The 17088-nt window shown below is 56.5% G+C and carries 20 protein-coding genes; 11 read left to right on the forward strand and 9 right to left on the reverse strand.

From position 1 onward, the window contains the following. Positions 1-33: 33 nt before the first annotated feature. Both E5180_RS14600 and E5180_RS14605 read left to right on the forward strand, forming a co-directional pair. The gene (locus E5180_RS14600; RefSeq protein ID WP_138925018.1) at positions 34-585 is read left to right on the forward strand and encodes a F0F1 ATP synthase subunit B'; all 552 of its coding nucleotides are present in this window, start codon (positions 34-36) and stop codon (positions 583-585) included. 3 nt (positions 586-588) lie between these two features. Continuing rightward, positions 589-1149, forward strand: coding sequence for a F0F1 ATP synthase subunit B (locus tag E5180_RS14605; RefSeq protein ID WP_138925019.1), 561 nt, complete (start codon positions 589-591; stop codon positions 1147-1149). 55 nt (positions 1150-1204) lie between these two features. On the opposite strand, the gene E5180_RS14610 is transcribed toward E5180_RS14605, so the two are convergent. After that, positions 1205-1978, reverse strand: a complete 774-nt coding sequence (locus tag E5180_RS14610) for an FCD domain-containing protein (protein WP_138925020.1) — start codon at positions 1976-1978, stop codon at positions 1205-1207. Positions 1979-2584: 606 nt separating this feature from the next. On the opposite strand from E5180_RS14610, the gene smc reads away from it, so the two are divergent. Then, on the forward strand, positions 2585-6040 hold the full coding sequence (gene smc / locus E5180_RS14620; RefSeq protein WP_138925021.1) for a chromosome segregation protein SMC: 3456 nt from the start codon (positions 2585-2587) through the stop codon (positions 6038-6040). A gap of 19 nt (positions 6041-6059) precedes the next feature. Here the strand turns inward: smc and E5180_RS14625 are convergent, their stop codons facing one another. Further along, the gene (locus E5180_RS14625) at positions 6060-7034 is read right to left on the reverse strand and encodes a glutathione S-transferase family protein (protein WP_138925022.1); all 975 of its coding nucleotides are present in this window, start codon (positions 7032-7034) and stop codon (positions 6060-6062) included. A 173-nt stretch (positions 7035-7207) separates the two neighbouring features. On the opposite strand from E5180_RS14625, the gene E5180_RS14630 reads away from it, so the two are divergent. Beyond that, positions 7208-7567 (forward strand): hypothetical protein, encoded by a 360-nt coding sequence (locus E5180_RS14630; RefSeq protein WP_138925240.1) that lies wholly within the window; start codon positions 7208-7210, stop codon positions 7565-7567. A 2-nt stretch (positions 7568-7569) separates the two neighbouring features. Here the strand turns inward: E5180_RS14630 and E5180_RS14635 are convergent, their stop codons facing one another. After that, the gene (locus E5180_RS14635) at positions 7570-8739 is read right to left on the reverse strand and encodes a MalY/PatB family protein (protein ID WP_138925023.1); all 1170 of its coding nucleotides are present in this window, start codon (positions 8737-8739) and stop codon (positions 7570-7572) included. A gap of 99 nt (positions 8740-8838) precedes the next feature. On the opposite strand from E5180_RS14635, the gene def (E5180_RS14640) reads away from it, so the two are divergent. The 5 genes from def (E5180_RS14640) to E5180_RS14660 are packed head-to-tail and all read left to right on the forward strand — an operon-like array spanning position 8839 to position 11504. After that, positions 8839-9357, forward strand: a complete 519-nt coding sequence (gene def / locus E5180_RS14640) for a peptide deformylase (protein WP_138925024.1) — start codon at positions 8839-8841, stop codon at positions 9355-9357. Next, positions 9354-9821: a peptide deformylase gene (gene def, locus E5180_RS14645; RefSeq protein WP_138925025.1), complete on the forward strand. Its 468-nt coding sequence runs from the start codon at positions 9354-9356 to the stop codon at positions 9819-9821. The genes def (E5180_RS14640) and def (E5180_RS14645) overlap by 4 nt, the downstream gene beginning before the upstream one ends. Further along, positions 9818-10315, forward strand: coding sequence for a peptide deformylase (gene def, locus E5180_RS14650; protein ID WP_138925026.1), 498 nt, complete (start codon positions 9818-9820; stop codon positions 10313-10315). Before def (E5180_RS14645) ends, def (E5180_RS14650) begins: the two co-directional genes overlap by 4 nt. Positions 10316-10345: 30 nt before the next feature. Continuing rightward, positions 10346-11260, forward strand: coding sequence for a methionyl-tRNA formyltransferase (fmt, locus tag E5180_RS14655; RefSeq protein ID WP_138925027.1), 915 nt, complete (start codon positions 10346-10348; stop codon positions 11258-11260). Positions 11261-11264: 4 nt separating this feature from the next. Continuing rightward, positions 11265-11504: a hypothetical protein gene (locus tag E5180_RS14660; RefSeq protein WP_005849950.1), complete on the forward strand. Its 240-nt coding sequence runs from the start codon at positions 11265-11267 to the stop codon at positions 11502-11504. Between the two features lie 2 nt (positions 11505-11506). Here the strand turns inward: E5180_RS14660 and E5180_RS14665 are convergent, their stop codons facing one another. The 6 genes from E5180_RS14665 to E5180_RS14690 all read right to left on the reverse strand — a co-directional run bounded on the left by E5180_RS14665 (position 11507) and on the right by E5180_RS14690 (position 15910). Next, positions 11507-12130: a trimeric intracellular cation channel family protein gene (locus E5180_RS14665; protein WP_138925028.1), complete on the reverse strand. Its 624-nt coding sequence runs from the start codon at positions 12128-12130 to the stop codon at positions 11507-11509. Next, positions 12127-12582, reverse strand: a complete 456-nt coding sequence (rnhA, locus tag E5180_RS14670; RefSeq protein ID WP_138925029.1) for a ribonuclease HI — start codon at positions 12580-12582, stop codon at positions 12127-12129. The genes E5180_RS14665 and rnhA overlap by 4 nt, the downstream gene beginning before the upstream one ends. Positions 12583-12651: 69 nt before the next feature. Beyond that, the gene (locus E5180_RS14675; protein WP_138925030.1) at positions 12652-13104 is read right to left on the reverse strand and encodes a DUF3429 domain-containing protein; all 453 of its coding nucleotides are present in this window, start codon (positions 13102-13104) and stop codon (positions 12652-12654) included. Next, positions 13101-14051, reverse strand: coding sequence for a 4-hydroxy-3-methylbut-2-enyl diphosphate reductase (gene ispH / locus E5180_RS14680; RefSeq protein WP_138925031.1), 951 nt, complete (start codon positions 14049-14051; stop codon positions 13101-13103). The genes E5180_RS14675 and ispH overlap by 4 nt, the downstream gene beginning before the upstream one ends. Positions 14052-14230: 179 nt before the next feature. Then, entirely contained in the window at positions 14231-15223 is a 993-nt protein-coding gene (locus E5180_RS14685; protein WP_138925032.1) for an IS30 family transposase, read from the reverse strand. A gap of 141 nt (positions 15224-15364) precedes the next feature. After that, positions 15365-15910, reverse strand: coding sequence for a LabA-like NYN domain-containing protein (locus E5180_RS14690; protein ID WP_138925033.1), 546 nt, complete (start codon positions 15908-15910; stop codon positions 15365-15367). Between the two features lie 127 nt (positions 15911-16037). On the opposite strand from E5180_RS14690, the gene folK reads away from it, so the two are divergent. Then, positions 16038-16640, forward strand: a complete 603-nt coding sequence (gene folK / locus E5180_RS14695) for a 2-amino-4-hydroxy-6-hydroxymethyldihydropteridine diphosphokinase (protein WP_254700495.1) — start codon at positions 16038-16040, stop codon at positions 16638-16640. Between the two features lie 70 nt (positions 16641-16710). Next, the gene (rpoZ, locus tag E5180_RS14700; RefSeq protein WP_093731733.1) at positions 16711-17064 is read left to right on the forward strand and encodes a DNA-directed RNA polymerase subunit omega; all 354 of its coding nucleotides are present in this window, start codon (positions 16711-16713) and stop codon (positions 17062-17064) included. The last annotated feature ends 24 nt before the right edge of the window (positions 17065-17088 follow it).

A 17088-nucleotide genomic window follows, 5' to 3' on the forward strand; every position in this document is an offset into this window, starting at 1 on the left:
CGAAAGATTTCCACGCATTGACAGGAGCCCGCTATGGCGACGGAACCGATTACTACGGAAATCGCTGGCGCATGCGTCAACGAATTTGGCAGCGCCATTGGTATGCCACAGCTTTGCATTGATTGGTTCGGCAACCAGATTTTCTGGCTTATCGTCGCCCTGGTCGCAATTTACTTTATTCTGTCGCGCGTTGCCCTGCCACGCATCGGCGCTGTTCTGGCGGAACGCCAGGGCACAATCACAAATGATATCGCCGCCGCCGAAGACCTGAAGGTCAAAGCGACGGAGGCAGAGGCCGCTTACGACAAAGCGCTGATCGACGCCCGTGCAGAAGCACAGCAGATCATCATCGCGGCGAAAGCAGACATTCAAGCCGACCTCGACAAAGCGATTGCCAAGGCAGACGCGGAGATCGCAGCAAAGTCCGCCGAGTCTGAAAAAGCCATCAGCGAAATCCGCGCCTCCGCGATGGAGAACGTTGAAGCCGTTGCAAAAGACACAGCCGAGGCGATCATCGCCGCCCTTGGTGGCAGTGCTGACGCGACAACTATTTCCGCGGCTGTCGATGCCCGGATGAAAGGATAAGCCATGCGTTTGACCTTCTCAGCCCTCATCGCCGGTCTGGTCGCGTCCCCTGCATTTGCAGCTGGTGACGTGTTCTTTTCGCTAAGCAATACCGATTTTATCGTTCTGCTTGCCTTCATTCTTTTCGTTGGCGTTTTGATGTATTTCAAAGTGCCCATGATGATCGGCAGCATGCTGGACAATCGTGCCGTAGGCATCAAATCCGAGCTGGATGAAGCCCGTGCGCTGCGTGAAGAGGCGCAAACGCTTCTCGCTAGCTACGAGCGCAAGCAGCAAGAAGTGAAAGAGCAAGCGGACCGTATCGTGACGTCGGCCAAAGCCGAAGCAACCGAAGCTGCGGATCAGGCCCGTGCCGATCTGGAGAAATCCATCACGCGCCGTTTGACTGCAGCCGAAGAGCAAATCGTCTCCGCTCAGGCCGCTGCCGTCAAGGAAGTGCGCGATCAAGCGATCGTTGTGGCCATCGCCGCTGCCAAGGATGTCATCGCCAAGAAGATGACCGCCGCCGAAGGCAACGCGTTGATCGACAGCGCAATCGCCGAAGTCGATGCAAAGCTTCACTAAGTTTTAATGGACTTACTCTAAAAGGCCTCGGTATCATCCGGGGCCTTTTTGCGTTTCAGGGTTTTGTCATCGTCTCGTGTTGCAGCCGCTGGCGGGCGACGTCTTCATTGCGTTCCGCCTTCTGATGTTCCCTCAACGCGTTTTCGACAAAGGTCAGATGCGTCTCTACGGCTGCCTGCGCCGCAGCCGGATCGCGCGCCTGTAGTGCATTGTTAATGGCACAGTGCTGGTCCAGCAGGGCGGTGCGCGTGGTGCGCTGCTTGAACATAACTTCACGGTTATAGAACACGCCACCACGTAGCAGATCGTACATCGACCGCATCATATGAAGCATGATGACGTTATGGCTCGCCTCGATAATTGCCATGTGAAACTGTGCATCAAGCTGGGCCTCGTCGTCAGCGTTGCGCTTGTGGTGTGCGGTTTCCATCTTGTCAAAAACCGCTTGTATCACGCCCAAATCCGTGTCAGAGGCCAGCCGCGCTGCCCGTTCGGCAGCCAGCCCCTCCATATCACGACGGAACGATAGATAATCGAAAACCGCCTCATCGTGACGCGCGAAAAGCTCTGTCAGCGCGGGTGAAAAAGCACTGCCCAGCACATCGGCAACATAGACCCCTGCGCCGGGTTTTGCAGCTAACAATCCGCTGGCCTGAAGTTGGGCAATCGCATCTCGCAGTGAGGGGCGTGACACGGCAAGCCGCTCGGCCAGTTCGCGTTCGGCGGGCAGCCTTTCGCCAGGGCGGAGAATGCCGCGGAGGATCAACTGTTCAACCTGCCGGACGACGGCAGCGGATAGCTTTTCAGAGGCGACAGGGTGAAAAGGCATTGGCGTTTCCTTGGATTGGTCAAATTATATGACCAGCGGCATGGGGCAGCAATGTAATTATTTTTGAAGACCAACGGGCGCTTTAACGGTCGATTAGCATTTATCGCGCAGAGTGTTGCTATGTTGACAGATATGCGTTTTCTGCCCGTCCTAATTTGCAGCTTGGTGATGCTTTTTGCCGCTGGTTGCAACATGCCAAGCGCCGGCTTTAGCGGCCTGCCAGTCCAACAGGTCATCGTGGATGGATCTGTATTCGACGTACGGGTAAAGGGGGCTCAAGCTGAGGCCATACGCATTAATATGGAATACGCCCCTAGGTTCGGCCCGATCCGCGATCGTGCCGGGCGGGCCATGGCACAGGCGAGCGGCTGCAAGGTTGTACATGTGGTGGGGGACCAAGCCGTTGCGATAGGGAAATTGAACTGCGCCTAAGTGTGAATGGCCAGAACATCGGTTTTGAAGCGGGAGGAGGCGATGAGATAGATCAGTTTACAATATCTTGTGGATAAAGTGGCTGCTTCCCGCTCTACCTAGCGGCGTTACGTTGACAGCAAAGGCAATGACCCGCAATTCTGACTGTCCAAAAGAATCAGGCGGGCACGAACATTGCGGTTTTCTAAACTCAGGCTGACGGGCTTTAAAAGCTTTGTAGACCCTACAGATTTGATCATCACGGATGGTCTGACCGGCGTGGTCGGCCCCAATGGCTGTGGTAAATCCAACCTTCTCGAAGCGTTGCGGTGGGTGATGGGGGAAAACCGTCCGACCGCGATGCGGGGCGGCGGGATGGAGGACGTGATTTTTGCTGGTGCATCTTCGCGTCCTGCCAAAAACTTTGCCGAAGTCGCTTTGCACATCGATAACTCCGAACGTTTGGCCCCCGCTGGCTTCAACGACGGCGACAGTATCGAGATTATCCGACGGATCACCCGTGATGTCGGGAGCGCTTATAAGGCGGCGGGCAAGGACGTGCGCGCACGCGATGTTCAAATGCTTTTCGCTGATGCATCGACTGGGGCCCACTCCCCCGCTTTGGTGCGACAAGGTCAGATCTCCGAACTTATCAATGCCAAACCCAAAAGCCGGCGTCGCATTCTGGAAGAAGCCGCCGGAATCTCGGGGCTTTATGCCCGCCGGCACGAGGCCGAGCTCAAGTTGAATGGCACGGAAACGAACCTTGCACGAGTCGATGACGTGGTTGACCAACTGGCCAACCAGCTTGCGCAGTTGACGCGCCAAGCACGCCAAGCGGCTCGGTATCGGGACATCGGCCAAACGCTGCGCCGCACCGAGGGGGTCCTGCTATATCGTCGCTGGCGTGCTGCAGAAGACGCGAGGCTCGTCGCGGCAGAAGGCTTGAGGGCACAGATGGCCGTCGCGCTTGAAGCGGAAGGGGCGGTGCGGCAAGCTGCTGCTGCGCGTCAGGAGCTCGAAGAAGCTCTCCCGCCCTTGCGCGAAGAAGAAGCGATCGCAGTCGCCGTCCTTCAGCGGTTAGGAGCGCAGCGAGATGCATTGAGCGATCAAGAAAACCGCGCCCATGCTGCTATCGATACGCTTACGAAACGCATTGCCCAGTTGTCCCGCGATCTCGACCGGGAAAAAGAGCTGAACCGCGATGCTGAAGAGACGATTTCTCGATTGGAGCGGGAAGGGTGCGAACTGGACAAGGCTGGTGAAGGGCATGAAGCCGCCGTCGCGAATGCGGAAGATGCGGCGCAAGAGGCGGAATGCGTCTTGGAGGCGCGGGAAGCCGAATTGTCTGAGTTGACCGAAGATGTCGCCCGCTTGGTGGCGCGCCACAGTTCTGCAGAACGGCTTCTCAATGACTATCGTGGAACCCTTATAAAAGCCGAGGCAGAAGCATCCAAAGCGCGTAACGCAGTGCAACAAAGCGGCGCTGCAGTCGAGAAAGCGAACGCAGATTTCGACGCGGCCAAAGCTGCTGAAGCTCAGGCCCATGGCGCATCCGCCGCCGCAGAGGAAGCCTTGATGAAGGCGGAAGAAGAAAGCGCTGTCACTCAGAGCCGCGAGGCAGATGCGCGTGCGGAACGGTCGCAAGCTGAAGGTGAATTGAATGCGATCAGTGCGGAGGCTGGCGCGCTCGCTAAATTGGTTGAGCGGGACACGGCCGAGGGCGGGCAGATCTTAGATCGCTTGCAGGTTGAGCATGGCTTTGAGGAAGCGCTCGGCGCCGCGTTGGCTGACGATTTGCGCGCGCCAGATGTGGATCCGGACGGGCCGTCAGGATGGGCGTTATTGCCGCCTTATTCCGCGGTTCAGCCTCTGCCCGAGGGGATCACGCCGTTGACGGCGCATGTTTCCGTGCCAGATGTTTTAGATAGGCGAATGAGCCAAATCGGATTGGTCGATGCCGATGATGGTTCGAGATTGCAACAGTTTCTTCAGCCGGGCCAACGGCTTGTATCTCTTGAGGGAGATCTGTGGCGATGGGATGGATTTCGGGCGTGGGCAGAAGATGCGCCGTCTGCCTCGGCCCTACGGTTACAGCAAATTAACAGGTTGGAAGTATTAAAGCAGGGCTTGGAGCAGGCGACTCAGCGCGCAGAGGGGGCGCGTGATGCACATGAAACATTGCAAAAGCTTCTTCTTACCCAGGCGGAGGCTGATAGGAACGCCCGTGCCTTTCGCCGCGACGCAGATAAGGCGGTCGCCGATGCCAGTCGTGCGCTAAGTCGGGCCGAGGCAGACCTTAGTTTGGCCCAAAGCCGGCTAGAAAGTTTGGGCTTGGCCGTGGTGCGACACGAAGCGGAGGCCACTGAGGGGCGTCGGTTGGTGACCGAGGCTGAAAATGCGCTTGCGGCGCTTGAGGACGTGGCATCCGCCCGCGCGGGCGTGGAAACGCTGCGCGAGACTGTTGAGGGCGCACGTATTGCCATGATCTCGCGTCGCTCTGCGTTGGATGAATTACGTCGTGATGGCACCGCGCGGCTTAAGCGCAGTCAAGATGTCGAGAACGAGTTGAGCGGCTGGCGGCATCGCCTGGGCACCGCGGGTAAACGCGGTGCGGAGCTTGCTGAGCGAAAAGCGTCGTCTGAACAGGAGCTTTCTGAAGCTAGTTTTGCACCTGGGAGGATCGCAGCGGAGCGCGAAAAGCTAACCGTCGATATAACTGCTGCCGAGGTGCGCAAAGTTGCCGCCGCGCGGCAGCTTTCTAACGGTGATGCGGCTTTGCGTGAAGCAACCGTGGCGGAACGCGACGCCGAACGGCAGGCGTCGGAAGCACGAGAAGCCAGAGCAAGATCTGAAGCGCGGGCAGATTCAGCGAAGGAGACAGCTACACTTGCAGCTGAGCGCATCGATGATGAACGCGATATGACGCCAGAAACGCTTTTGGCATCCCTTGATCTGGGCTCGGATGATGCGTCTGAGATTGGGGCGCTCGAAAGTCAGTTGAGCCTTTTAAAGGGCCAGCGGGAGGCATTGGGTGCCGTGAACCTGCGTGCTGAAGAAGACGTTAAGAATGTGAAAGCTGAGCACGATACCTTGATCGACGAAAAGGCCGATCTTATGGAGGCGATCCGGACGCTGCGTAGCGGCATCGCGAGCTTGAACAAGGAGGGGAGAGAAAGGTTGCTCACTGCCTTTGAACAGGTAAACAGCAACTTTTCTATGCTTTTTAAACACCTCTTCAACGGTGGAGAAGCCAATCTGGTGATGGTCGAATCTGACGACCCCTTAGACGCCGGACTAGAGATCATGTGCCAGCCTCCGGGAAAGAAACTGAGTACGCTCAGCCTATTGTCGGGAGGGGAGCAAACCCTAACCGCATTGGCGCTGATATTTGCGGTCTTTCTCGCGAATCCTGCCCCAATCTGCGTTTTGGATGAAGTTGACGCCCCCTTAGATGATGCGAATGTTTCGCGGTTTTGCGACCTCTTGGATGAAATGTGCAGACAGACCGACACGCGGTTCCTGATCATCACGCATCATGCCGTGACGATGGCGCGGATGGATCGCCTATTTGGCGTTACTATGGCGGAACAGGGTGTCAGCCAACTGGTCTCTGTTGACCTAAAGAAAGCAGAGACCCTGGTCGCCTAGCGCCGTACGGATCCGTTGTTCAATCACGGCCGTGAGGCATATTAAAATCGACTGTCGGGTTAATTGGTATGATCTGATGGGGGTTCACCGTTTTCTGGCTGTAGTAGTAGTGCCGGACGATGTGATCAAAGTGAACGGTTTCCGCTACACCAGCGTGTTGATACAGCTGACGGGTATAGGCCCAAAGGTTCGGGTAGTCAGTCAAGCGCTTGTGATTGCACTTAAAATGCGTGTGGTAGACGAGGTCAAAACGTACAAGTGTTGTAAATAGACGCCAGTCTGCCTCGGTTAGGGTATTGCCGATCAGGAAGCGATTATGACTGAGAATACCCTCTAGCCAGTCCAGACTGTCAAATAGACGGTGAACTGCATTGTCGTAGGCTTCTTGGGTCGTTGCGAATCCTGCCTTGTAGACACCGTTATTCACCGTGTCGTAGACGCGTTGGTTCACTTGGCCGATCTGCGCGTGCAGATATGCCGGCGAATAATCTTCCGTATCGCCGGCTATGTGGTCAAAGGCATTGTTAAGCATAAGGATGATTTCAGCCGATTCGTTCGAGACGATAGTGTTTCGTTCCTTGTCCCAAAGCACAGGCACCGTCACACGGCCCGAGAAATGTGGATCAGCTTTGATATAAATGCCACGCAAGTAGCTTTCACCCGTGAGGGTGTCGCCGGTAACACCTTCGAAGTCTGTTGCAAAAGTCCATCCGTCTTGCAGCATATCTGGATGTACCACTGAAACGCCTATGTGGGGTGTAAGCCCTTTGAGCGCGCGGAAAATCAATGTGCGGTGTGCCCACGGGCAGGCATAGCTAACGTACAGGTGGTAGCGTCCCGACTGGGCGGGAAAGTCTGACTTTCCGGAAGGACCAGCGCTGCCATCAGCCGTCACCCAGTTGCGAAATCTGGATGCCGAACGCTCGAACTGTCCTCCGGTGGCGTCAGTATCATACCATTTGTCGTGCCATTCTCCGTCGATCAGCAGTCCCATACACAATTCCTTTACATATTTATGTTCAAGGTAAGTCTATGCCAGCGGATGGCTATAGCGGTTCGAGCACAGGGGGGCTGCAGCAGCGCACCGAGGCTACGTTTAAGGAATCTCTTGATTTTAAATCGCTATACGTCACGCTCGGTATTAGTCAGCACAGAGGGGAATATGCTGTGGAAGCGATGTTGCCAAAAAATATCCAGGCAGGACTGGACGCCGCACGATTAGATAGCATGCGAAAGTCATCTCATTTGCATGTTGAGGCAGATGGGGCGCAGCACAAGGTTCTGCGGTATTGGGACACAGGGTTCTCGCTGGAGACAGCAACCGCACCGCAGCTACGTGGGCGCGTGGACCTGTATGATGGGGCTGCACATCTGTGTCAGTGCCTCATCGTTGCTGTCGCGCAAGAGGGCGACGAGATGATCTTTGATTTCAAGCGAGCAACGCGCGTTGCAAAGACAGCTGCGCTGGATTTCGAACGGGCGGGGGATGCACCGGCGGGGTTGATTGCCGCCGACGCACCTCACTGATCCTACTGCAGGTCTTTGAACGCGTCGCGTAAACGATCGCAGGCTTCCTCTACGCGGGTGCGCGGTGTGGCGATGTTGAACCGAAGGAAGTTTTCGCCGCCCTTGCCAAAAGTGGGCCCATGGTTCGCTGCGATCTCTGCCGAATTTTCTACCCGCTGGGTGAATTCAGACCTATCCATACCGGTCCCGCTGAAATCGACCCAGGCAAGGTAGGTTGAGTGCAGCGACATTGATTGCAGTCCTGGAATGCTCTGAATAGCGGCGTCAAAAATCTGCCGATTGCCGTCAAGATAACTGACCAAATTATCGACCCACGCCGCGCCTTCTGGAGAATAGGCTGCGGTGGCCATAACAAGGCCAAAGGAATTCGGCGACAGCCCCATCGCAGCGACACGTTGGGCAAAGATTTCGCGCAACTTCAGGTCGGGGATAATGACGTTGCCAGAATGGCAACCTGCAATGTTGAAGGTTTTCGTCGTCGCGGTCATCATGACCAGCCGATCTGCCACTCCGTCGATCAGCGCCATTGCGGTGTGCGTATGTCCGGGCATCACAAGATCATGGTGGATTTCATCTGAGACGAGGATGAGGTCATGGCGTTTGGCAAATGCAGCGACGTCCTCCAGCTCAGATTTTGACCATACACGGCCCCCCGGATTATGGGGGGAACAAAAAACCAGCATCGTTTCATTGCCGGTCATTTGCGCGTCATAGGCATCGAAGTCCAATGTGTATTGGCCGCCTTCCAACGCCATTTCGCATTCTACAACCTGCCGACCCGCGGCCGAGATCACCCGCGCAAATGCATGGTAGATGGGCGTGAAAAGAACCACGCCGTCCCCTGGTTTGGTGAAGGCATCAACGCACATTGCCGTCCCGTTTACCAATCCGTGGGTGGTGAAAATCCACTCTGTTGCGATTTTCCAGCCATGGCGGTTCTCCATCCACCACTGGATGGCGCCCAGATATTTGCTGTCGTCGCCGAAGTAGCCATAGACGCCATGATCCAGCATATCTTGCAGCGCGGTTTGAACCACCTGCGGCGGACGGAAATCCATATCGGCAACCCACATCGCGATTCCGGTATCTGCGGGGACGCCATAGATCGGCTCCATCTTGTCCCATTTCGCGCAATGGGTGCCACGCCGGTCGATGATTTCGTCAAAGCTCATGGGGTTCTCCTGTCAGATTTGGCCGTTACGCTAAACCTAATCGACCGGACCGCAAGGCCCGAGGTTGCAGCGGCGTATATGTTGGCCTAAATCATCTAAATGATACGCAATATTTTATTACACCCTGATCCTCGGCTTAAAAAGCCATGCGCCCCCGTGACCAATATGACGGAGGATCTGCGCAGCTTGGCCGATGATATGCTTGCAACGATGTATGATGCGCCAGGGATTGGTCTTGCGGCACCCCAAATCGGGGTGATGAACCGTCTGATCGTCATGGATTGTGTCAAGGAAGAGGGCGAAACGCCGCGTCCGTTGGTAATGTTCAACCCTGAAATCATTGCCTCATCGGACGAGCTTAACACCTACGAAGAAGGGTGTTTGTCGATACCTGAGCACTTTGCTGATGTGACGCGCCCGGCTGATGTAGATGTGCGGTGGGTCGATGCCGACGGGAATGAGCGAACAGAGACCTTCACCAAGCTTTGGGCGACCTGCGTGCAGCACGAAATCGATCATTTGGACGGCAAGCTTTTTATCGATTACCTCAAGCCGATGCGACGACAGATGATTACCCGCAAAATGACCAAGTTGAAACGAGAGTTGGCGCGCGAATGAGCGTGCTGGAAATCGTCACATGGCCCGATGTACGTCTGACAACGGTTTGCGATCCAGTTGAAACGCGTTCGCCTGAAATAGATCGGTTGATCGCCGATATGCTCGAGACGATGTATGCCGCCCCCGGTCGCGGTTTGGCCGCGCCCCAAATTGGCCGGACCGAGCGTATTTTCGTGTTCGATGCGGGCTGGAAAACGGGCACGCCTACGCCCGTGGCATGTATCAACCCGCAGATTCTAAGGTTGTCTGACACCCGCGCTATCGGCGAGGAGGGGTGCTTGTCCATCCCTGGCGTGCCGATGAATATCCCCCGCGCGACAGAGGTAACCTTGCGGTGGACAGATGCGAATGGCACCCACGAACGAGATTTTGCCGGGGCTGAGGCCGTGATTGTGCAGCATGAATATGACCATCTTGATGGGGTCGTCATCTATGATCGGGTAGAGCAGGAGAAAAACCAATGACCGTTCGTCGCATCATCCCGTGGCCCCATGCCTGTCTGCGGGCCCCCGCCGCGCAAGTGACCGAAATAAATGATGAAATTCGGACATTGTGGGACGATATGATCGACACGATGGATGCGATGCCCGGCGTCGGCTTGGCCGCGCCTCAGATCGGGGTGGCGTTACAGGTGGCTGTTGTGGATGCCTCGAAGGGGCGGGACAGGCGGATCAGATTGGCGAACCCAATTGTGATCGATGCCTCCGAGATCATGAATGAATACGATGAAGCGAGCCCGAATCTACCCGGGATCTCTGCGAAAGTTCGCCGTCCGCGCGGGGTTAAGGTGCAGTATCTGAACGAACAAGGCGATACAGTGACCCGTGACTTTGTCGGCTTGGAAGCGACCAGCGTGCAGCATCAAATTGATCACCTCGCCGGTAAGATGTTTTTCGACAATCTGAGTAAAACGCGCCGAGATATCCTGCTTCGCAAAGCTCGAAAATTCAAGATTTAGTCACCTTTACGTTTTAAGAGGATGTGTACGATGCGTGTGATCTTTATGGGAACGCCCGAGTTTTCAGTGCCAGTGTTGGACGCATTGGTGCTGGCCGGCCACGAAATCGCCGCCGTCTATTGTCAACCGCCCCGACCAGCAGGGCGTGGTAAAAAAGATCGTCCGAGCGCGGTGCAGCAGCGGGCCGCGGCGCTTGGCCTGCCTGTTCGTTACCCTGTGTCGTTGAAAACGGACGAGGCGCAGGCCGAGTTCGCCGCGCTTGACGCTGATATCGCGGTTGTTGTCGCCTATGGCCTCATTCTGCCGCAAGCGGTTCTGGATGCGCCCAAATCCGGGTGTCTGAACATCCACGCGAGCCTGTTGCCGCGCTGGCGCGGTGCTGCGCCGATCCATCGTGCGATCATGGCCGGTGATGAAGAAACCGGCGTTTGCATCATGCAAATGGAGGCTGGGCTGGATACAGGTCCGGTGCTGCTGCGCGCTGCCACACCGATCCGCAGTACTGAGACGACGATCGAACTTCACGACCGGTTAAGTAATCTGGGCGCAGAGTTGATTGTTGAGGCGCTGCGTCAGCTACCGGAGCTTGAGCCAGAGCAGCAGCCCGACGTGGGCGTGACCTACGCCAGCAAGATTGATAAGTCCGAGGCGCGCATCGATTGGTCTCGCCCCGCAACCGACGTCGATCGTCAGATCCGGGGCCTGTCGCCGTTTCCGGGGGCTTGGTTTGATCTGAACGATACGCGTGTAAAGGTGCTGGCCTCTGCCCTTGCGGAGGGGGGCGGTACTGCGGGGGAGGTCTTGGATGCGAGCCTGACTGTAGCCTGCGGGACCGGCGCGGTGCGGTTGATCCGCTTGCAACGTGCGGGGAAAGCGGCGCAAGATGCCGAGACATTCCAGCGTGGCGTGCAGATCGCGGCGGGCACAGTTCTGAGCAAAGGGTAAAAATATGCTTCCGACGCTTATCGGCACGGTCGTGATTGCGGGTCTTGTGGGCTTTTTTGCCGAGAAGTCCGGCTTTACCCGCAACGGCTATCTTGCGTCGATTATTATCTGCGTTGGCGGGGCATTCTTGTTCTATTTTGTCCGGCTGATGTTCGGCTTCGGGTTCAACTCCGCCGGTATGAACGCCATCGCGTCTTCTATCGGGGCCCTGATTATCGTACCGTTTCATTGGCGTCGGAAATAGGGTTACACCCGCGGTGGCCGGCTTTTGTAGACGGGCAAATGCCACCCGAAATACAACGATCCGGCGCGCAGAACCCATGTTACGCAGGCCCCGGCAAACAGAGAAATCGGATCGTCCCCTAAAATGCTGCGGATGATTACAGCGGTGGCAGCACCGGCGAAAGCTGCGGTCACGTAAAGCTCCCCCTGGCGCAAAACCAACGGTACTTCGCCGACGACGACATCACGCATCAGCCCGCCCATGCAGCCTGTGATTATCCCCATCAAGACGACGACGACGGGCGATTGATCCAGAGAGATTGCGACGCCGGTACCAGCGGCGACGGCCACGGCAAGAGCAATGGAATCAAGCCAAAGTAAGGCGCGATATCTGCTTTCTAAAAGGTGCGCTGAAAGAAAAACCACCAGCGCGGCAGTCACACCTAAGGCGAGATGCGTAGGGTTTGCGATCCAGAAAATCGGGTTCCGATCGAGCAGGAGATCCCGCAAAGTGCCGCCGCCCAAAGCCGTCAGGCAGGCAATAAAAGCGAAGCCCACCAGATCAAGCTGCGCGCGGCTGGCGACAAGAGCACCCGTGATCGCAAAGACCAGCACGGAGGCGTACTCGAGCAGGGTGAGCAGGCTCATTTTGTCTTGAACGGGGCCATGCCAGCCCGGGCCAGTTCATCCGCACGTTCGTTTTCCGGATGCCCCGCGTGGCCCTTGACCCACTCCCATGTCACCTGATGCCGCGCATTCGCGGTGTCCAGGCGCTGCCAAAGTTCTGCGTTTTTTACAGGCTTTTTCGCGGCATTTTTCCAGCCGTTTTTCTTCCAACCAAAAATCCAGCCGGTGATGCCGTTTTTGACGTAGTTGCTGTCTGTGACGATGGTGATCTCTGTTGGGCGGGCCAGTGCTTCGAGGGCACTGATGGCGGCCATGAGTTCCATCCGGTTGTTGGTCGTATCGGGTTCGCCGCCTTTCAGCTCGCGTTGTTTGACGACCTTGTCACCATCCATCGCTCGCATTAGGGCCCCCCAGCCGCCGGGGCCGGGATTGCCTGAACAGGCACCATCAGTATATGCAATTAACTTTGTCATAGGGCTGCCTTATCCAGTCTGGCGTGGGGGCGTCCAGTCTATTTTGTCTTGGATAGGCGACTTTTGCCGTTAAAGAAAGACGCTCACGGCGAGACAGGCCAGCACCACGGCAGTCAGCAGCGTGCGCAGTTTCAACCACCAACGTGGCGCAAGACGCCAGTGCCAGAACGCTGCATCCAATACCAGCAGGCCGGCAAAACCGAACATCAGGTTTAACCCGGCCCCGACAGGGCCGCCGCTGGTCATGAAAAAAGCCCACAGCGCCGGCAGCACAGCGAGGATATACCCAGCAGTGGCCTTGGCCCCGCTGATCTTTGTTGCGAACCCCCATAGCACGCCAGACATGAAGGAAAGGATAACAGTGCCATAGAATAATTGAATATAAGGTCCTACAAAGCGCCCGCCCAAGGTCGCAGCCCCCCAATTGGCCAAGGGATCAACCAGCCCGGTCAGTGCCCCCCAGATGAACGGGATCAGACCGGCAAGGCCAAGCCAGAGCGGTGCGCGGGGGATGCCGGTCATGCGGGCACGCGCAGAACGCGGGGGACCTTGAACTCGACGTTTTCGACGGCGGTTTCGACCAGTTCTGTGGTCACCTCGTAGCGGTTTTTGAAGGCGTCGATTACTTCGTTGATCAGTTGCTCGGGGGCAGAGGCACCCGCCGTGATGCCGATGCTTGTGATGCCTTCAAGGCTGCGCCAATCAATATCCGTCGCGCGCTGTACCAGCTGGGCATACGCGCACCCCGCACGCGATCCAACCTCGACGAGACGGCGTGAATTCGACGAATTCGGCGCGCCAACCACCAGCATCGCATCGCACTTCGGAGCCATCGCCTTGACCGCTTCTTGGCGGTTGGTAGTGGCATAGCAGATGTCTTCTTTGTGCGGCCCGATGATTTGAGGGAAGCGGCGGTTCAGCGCCGCGACGATTTCCGCGGTGTCATCGACGCTGAGCGTGGTTTGGGTGACATATGCCAGTTTGGCCGGATCGCGCACCTCGACGGCGTCGACATCAGCGGGGGTTTCAACCAGCAGAACCTCGCCCGGTGGCAGTTGCCCCATCGTCCCGATGGTTTCTGGGTGGCCCGCGTGACCGATCATGATCATCTGCAAGCCCGCATCGGCATGTCGCTGTGCTTCGATATGAACCTTGGAGACAAGCGGGCAGGTGGCGTCGACATACACCATATTGCGCGCTTCGGCTTTGGCGGGCACGGCCTTGGGCACCCCGTGAGCTGAGAAGATCACGGGTCGGTCATCGGGGCATTCCGAAAGCTCTTCGACAAAGATTGCGCCGCGTTCACGCAATCCATCGACGACAAATTTATTGTGCACGATTTCGTGGCGCACGTAGACTGGTGCGCCCCACTTCTCGATGGCCATTTCGACGATCTTGATCGCACGGTCCACGCCCGCACAGAACCCGCGCGGTGCGGCAAGGTATAAGGTCAAAGGCGGTTTGGTCATCAATCTCTCCTCGGGCTGGAGCCATAGGTAAGGCTTGCGCCGCGCATCGTCCAGACCGGCAGCAGATCAATGCGCTTTTGCCACGCGACGCATGCCCTGAACGGGGGACGCGAGATAAGCAGGTGGGGATCAAGAAATCGGCGAAATTGGATTCTCAAGGGTCGTTGCGACGGTTACCGCTATCTCAGTTTCATCAGTTCTTCCCTGAATGCTTCCGCTGGTGTGCGCCATCCCAGACACTTTCTGGGCGTGCCGTTCAAGCGGTCGCAAATCGACTTCATATCTCGATTTGAGAGCGCGGCCACAGGCGCATCTCTTGGTAAGTAGCGCCGAGCACGCTTGTTCAGGTTTTCGACGGAACCCTTTTGCCACGGGGCTTGCGGATCACAGAACCATGCCTCGGTTCCGATTCCAGGTTCCAGCTTGCGCCAATTCCTAAACTCAATACCTCTATCAAAGGTGATCGATTTACGGGCCGTTTGGGGCAGGGGTTCCATCACAGTCATTAGCTTGTCCATCAGATGCGTTGTGCTGCGGTCATTGTTACGGAACAGGACGGCGAAGCGGGTCTTGCGCTCAATGAGCGAGGCGACGTTCATCTTACCCTGAGCACGCTCGAAAATCATCAAATCGCCCTCCCATTCGCCAAAAGTCTCGCGCGTATCAACGTAGTCGGGTCGTTCATGGATGGACCGATCTGGCGGGAAAACAAGGCCACGGGACCTGCGTGAATGGTGCGGTCTCCGTTTCTTGCGCCGGTTTGGGAGGTATCGGGCCAGCTCTTTGGATTGACCGGCTGGACTGTAGACATAAGCATAAATTGTCTCGTGGCTCACACGAACTGTCTGGCCTTCAAAGAGCAATCGACCCGCGATCTGTTCGGGAGACCAACCTTCTTTGAGCTGTTTGATCACAGCCTTTCGCAGGCTAACAAGGCGCACCAATTTTCGACGGCGCGCACGCCTTTGAACCGCAGCGCGTTGAGCAACGACACCATAGTACCCGTTCAATTCCGGCAGGTCATCGTCGGCATAACAGTTGCGCTTGATGTCACGATAAATCGTCGAAACATGCCTGCCGATCTGCGCTGCTATCTCTCGTACAGGTATCTTAGCATTCAACATATCTTCGATCGTGCGCCGTTCACGTAGGTTTAGCTCTGTATGGGCCATCTTTCATTCTCCTTGCTTTCCAGCAAGATAGGGGAAATTTCGCAACCCAGTTTAGAATGTGCCAATCTATATCAAATCGCGCCAATAATATTTTGGTATTTTGGGCCGCTTTGCCCCACAAGAGGCGAAGTAGGCGATCGCTTATGCGTCCGGTGTTTCACGTGGCGGGCGGCCAATGACATCGCGCAGGTCTTCGAGCTCGATGAAATTGTCGACCTGACGGCGTAATTCGTCAGAGATCATAGGCGGCTGGCTGCGGATTGTGCTGACGACAGACACGCGTACGCCCTGCCGTTGCAGGCTTTCCACCAGCGGGCGAAAATCCCCGTCACCGGAAAAGATCACGATATGGTCAAGATGTGGCGCGAGCTCCATCGCGTCGACCGCAAGCTCGATATCCATGTTGCCCTTAACTTTGCGGCGGCCCATGCTGTCCGTGTATTCTTTGGCGGGCTTGGTCACCATCGAGAACCCGTTGTAGTTCAGCCAGTCGACCAATGGTCGTATCGGCGAATATTCGTCATTCTCGAGCAGAGCCGTGTAATAAAACGCGCGCAACAGCTTCCCGCGCCGCATGAATTCCTGCCGCAACAGCTTGTAGTCGATATCAAAGCCCAGGTTCTTGGCGGCGGCGTACAGGTTGGAGCCGTCGATGAACAAAGCTAAGCGTTCGTCCTTGTAGAACATGAAATGCCTTTCTAATACACGTCGTCCGGAAAAGTGCGTCGTGTAGCGCCGCTATAAAACGAAATGTTTCAAAATCAGTTTCCGACTTGAATATAATACTACCTAAGACTTTTTGAGGGGGCAGCAAGTGAAGACATTCGGTAAAGCCCGTGACGATGGAGTGGGAATCGGCAGGGAAGCGCTGATCGCCTTGGGGAGTAATCAATCTTCGGTTGCGGGAGGGCCCGCTGATACAGTGGTCAAGTCCCTTGAGGTGCTGGAAAACATGGCAGTACAAGTCGTCGCTGTTAGTCCGCTCTACTCAACCCATGCGTATCCGGCGGGGTCTGGCCCAAACTTTGTAAATACTACCGCAAGAATCAGATTCGGCGGTGAGGCCGATCAGATTTTAGCCATTCTTCACGCTGTAGAGGCGGAGTTGGGGCGCGAAAGGATAAACCGTTGGGGCCCCCGTACGGTGGATCTGGATTTGATCGCGATGGGGGATACGGTGTTGCCTGATGCAGAGATTCAGACCGTCTGGCGCGAGCTCGCTATCGAACAACAGTCGGTCCGCGCCCCTAAAGAACTGATCCTGCCGCACCCTCGTTTACAAGATCGCGCCTTCGTACTGGTGCCGCTTGCCGACATCGCGCCGGACTGGCGTCATCCGCTGATTGGCAAAACAGTTCAAGAGATGTTGAATGACCTACCTGAGGCAGATAAAAAGGGGGTATGGCCCATGGAATAGGGCCTTGTAAATTCCGCCGATGGCTTCTAAATAGTCGGCTTCTTGCAGCATTCATGATTGGAGCACCCCCATGGCCCGCGTCACTGTCGAAGATTGTGTAGATAAAGTGCCAAACCGGTTCGAGCTTGTCATGCTTGCCGCGCACCGTGCCCGCGAAATCGCGGCTGGTTCGCCGGTCACTGTTGATCGTGATAACGATAAGAACCCGGTCGTTTCCCTGCGCGAGATTGCAGATGAAACGCAGTCGGCTGACGATCTGCGTGAACGCCTGATCGAAAGCAATCAGAACCAAATCGAAGTTGATGAACCCGAAGAGGACGCGATGGCGCTTCTTATGGGGGCAGAACAAGATAAGCCCGAAGAGGACAGCATGTCCGAAGAAATGCTGCTGCGGCAGTTGATGGCGGCACAAGGGCAGGGCTAAGGCCCCCGCCCTACGGGGCTTATA

Origin of the sequence: Sulfitobacter sp. BSw21498, from assembly GCF_006064855.1 — a bacterium.
GTDB lineage: Bacteria > Pseudomonadota > Alphaproteobacteria > Rhodobacterales > Rhodobacteraceae > Sulfitobacter.

Bases quoted from the DNA above. Each gene is read 5' to 3' on its own strand.
- E5180_RS14685 (WP_138925032.1), bottom strand. From the start codon at position 15,223: ATGGCCCATACAGAGCTAAACCTACGTGAACGGCGCACGATCGAAGAT.
- E5180_RS14625 (WP_138925022.1), bottom strand. From the start codon at position 7,034: ATGGGACTGCTGATCGACGGAGAATGGCACGACAAATGGTATGATACT.
- E5180_RS14610 (WP_138925020.1), bottom strand. From the start codon at position 1,978: ATGCCTTTTCACCCTGTCGCCTCTGAAAAGCTATCCGCTGCCGTCGTC.
- rpoZ (WP_093731733.1), top strand. From the start codon at position 16,711: ATGGCCCGCGTCACTGTCGAAGATTGTGTAGATAAAGTGCCAAACCGG.
- E5180_RS14605 (WP_138925019.1), top strand. From the start codon at position 589: ATGCGTTTGACCTTCTCAGCCCTCATCGCCGGTCTGGTCGCGTCCCCT.
- E5180_RS14675 (WP_138925030.1), bottom strand. From the start codon at position 13,104: ATGACCGGCATCCCCCGCGCACCGCTCTGGCTTGGCCTTGCCGGTCTG.
- rnhA (WP_138925029.1), bottom strand. From the start codon at position 12,582: ATGACAAAGTTAATTGCATATACTGATGGTGCCTGTTCAGGCAATCCC.
- E5180_RS14665 (WP_138925028.1), bottom strand. From the start codon at position 12,130: ATGAGCCTGCTCACCCTGCTCGAGTACGCCTCCGTGCTGGTCTTTGCG.
- E5180_RS14660 (WP_005849950.1), top strand. From the start codon at position 11,265: ATGCTTCCGACGCTTATCGGCACGGTCGTGATTGCGGGTCTTGTGGGC.
- E5180_RS14690 (WP_138925033.1), bottom strand. From the start codon at position 15,910: ATGTTCTACAAGGACGAACGCTTAGCTTTGTTCATCGACGGCTCCAAC.
- E5180_RS14600 (WP_138925018.1), top strand. From the start codon at position 34: ATGGCGACGGAACCGATTACTACGGAAATCGCTGGCGCATGCGTCAAC.
- def (WP_138925026.1), top strand. From the start codon at position 9,818: ATGACCGTTCGTCGCATCATCCCGTGGCCCCATGCCTGTCTGCGGGCC.
- ispH (WP_138925031.1), bottom strand. From the start codon at position 14,051: ATGACCAAACCGCCTTTGACCTTATACCTTGCCGCACCGCGCGGGTTC.
- E5180_RS14635 (WP_138925023.1), bottom strand. From the start codon at position 8,739: ATGAGCTTTGACGAAATCATCGACCGGCGTGGCACCCATTGCGCGAAA.
- def (WP_138925024.1), top strand. From the start codon at position 8,839: ATGATACGCAATATTTTATTACACCCTGATCCTCGGCTTAAAAAGCCA.
- def (WP_138925025.1), top strand. From the start codon at position 9,354: ATGAGCGTGCTGGAAATCGTCACATGGCCCGATGTACGTCTGACAACG.
- fmt (WP_138925027.1), top strand. From the start codon at position 10,346: ATGCGTGTGATCTTTATGGGAACGCCCGAGTTTTCAGTGCCAGTGTTG.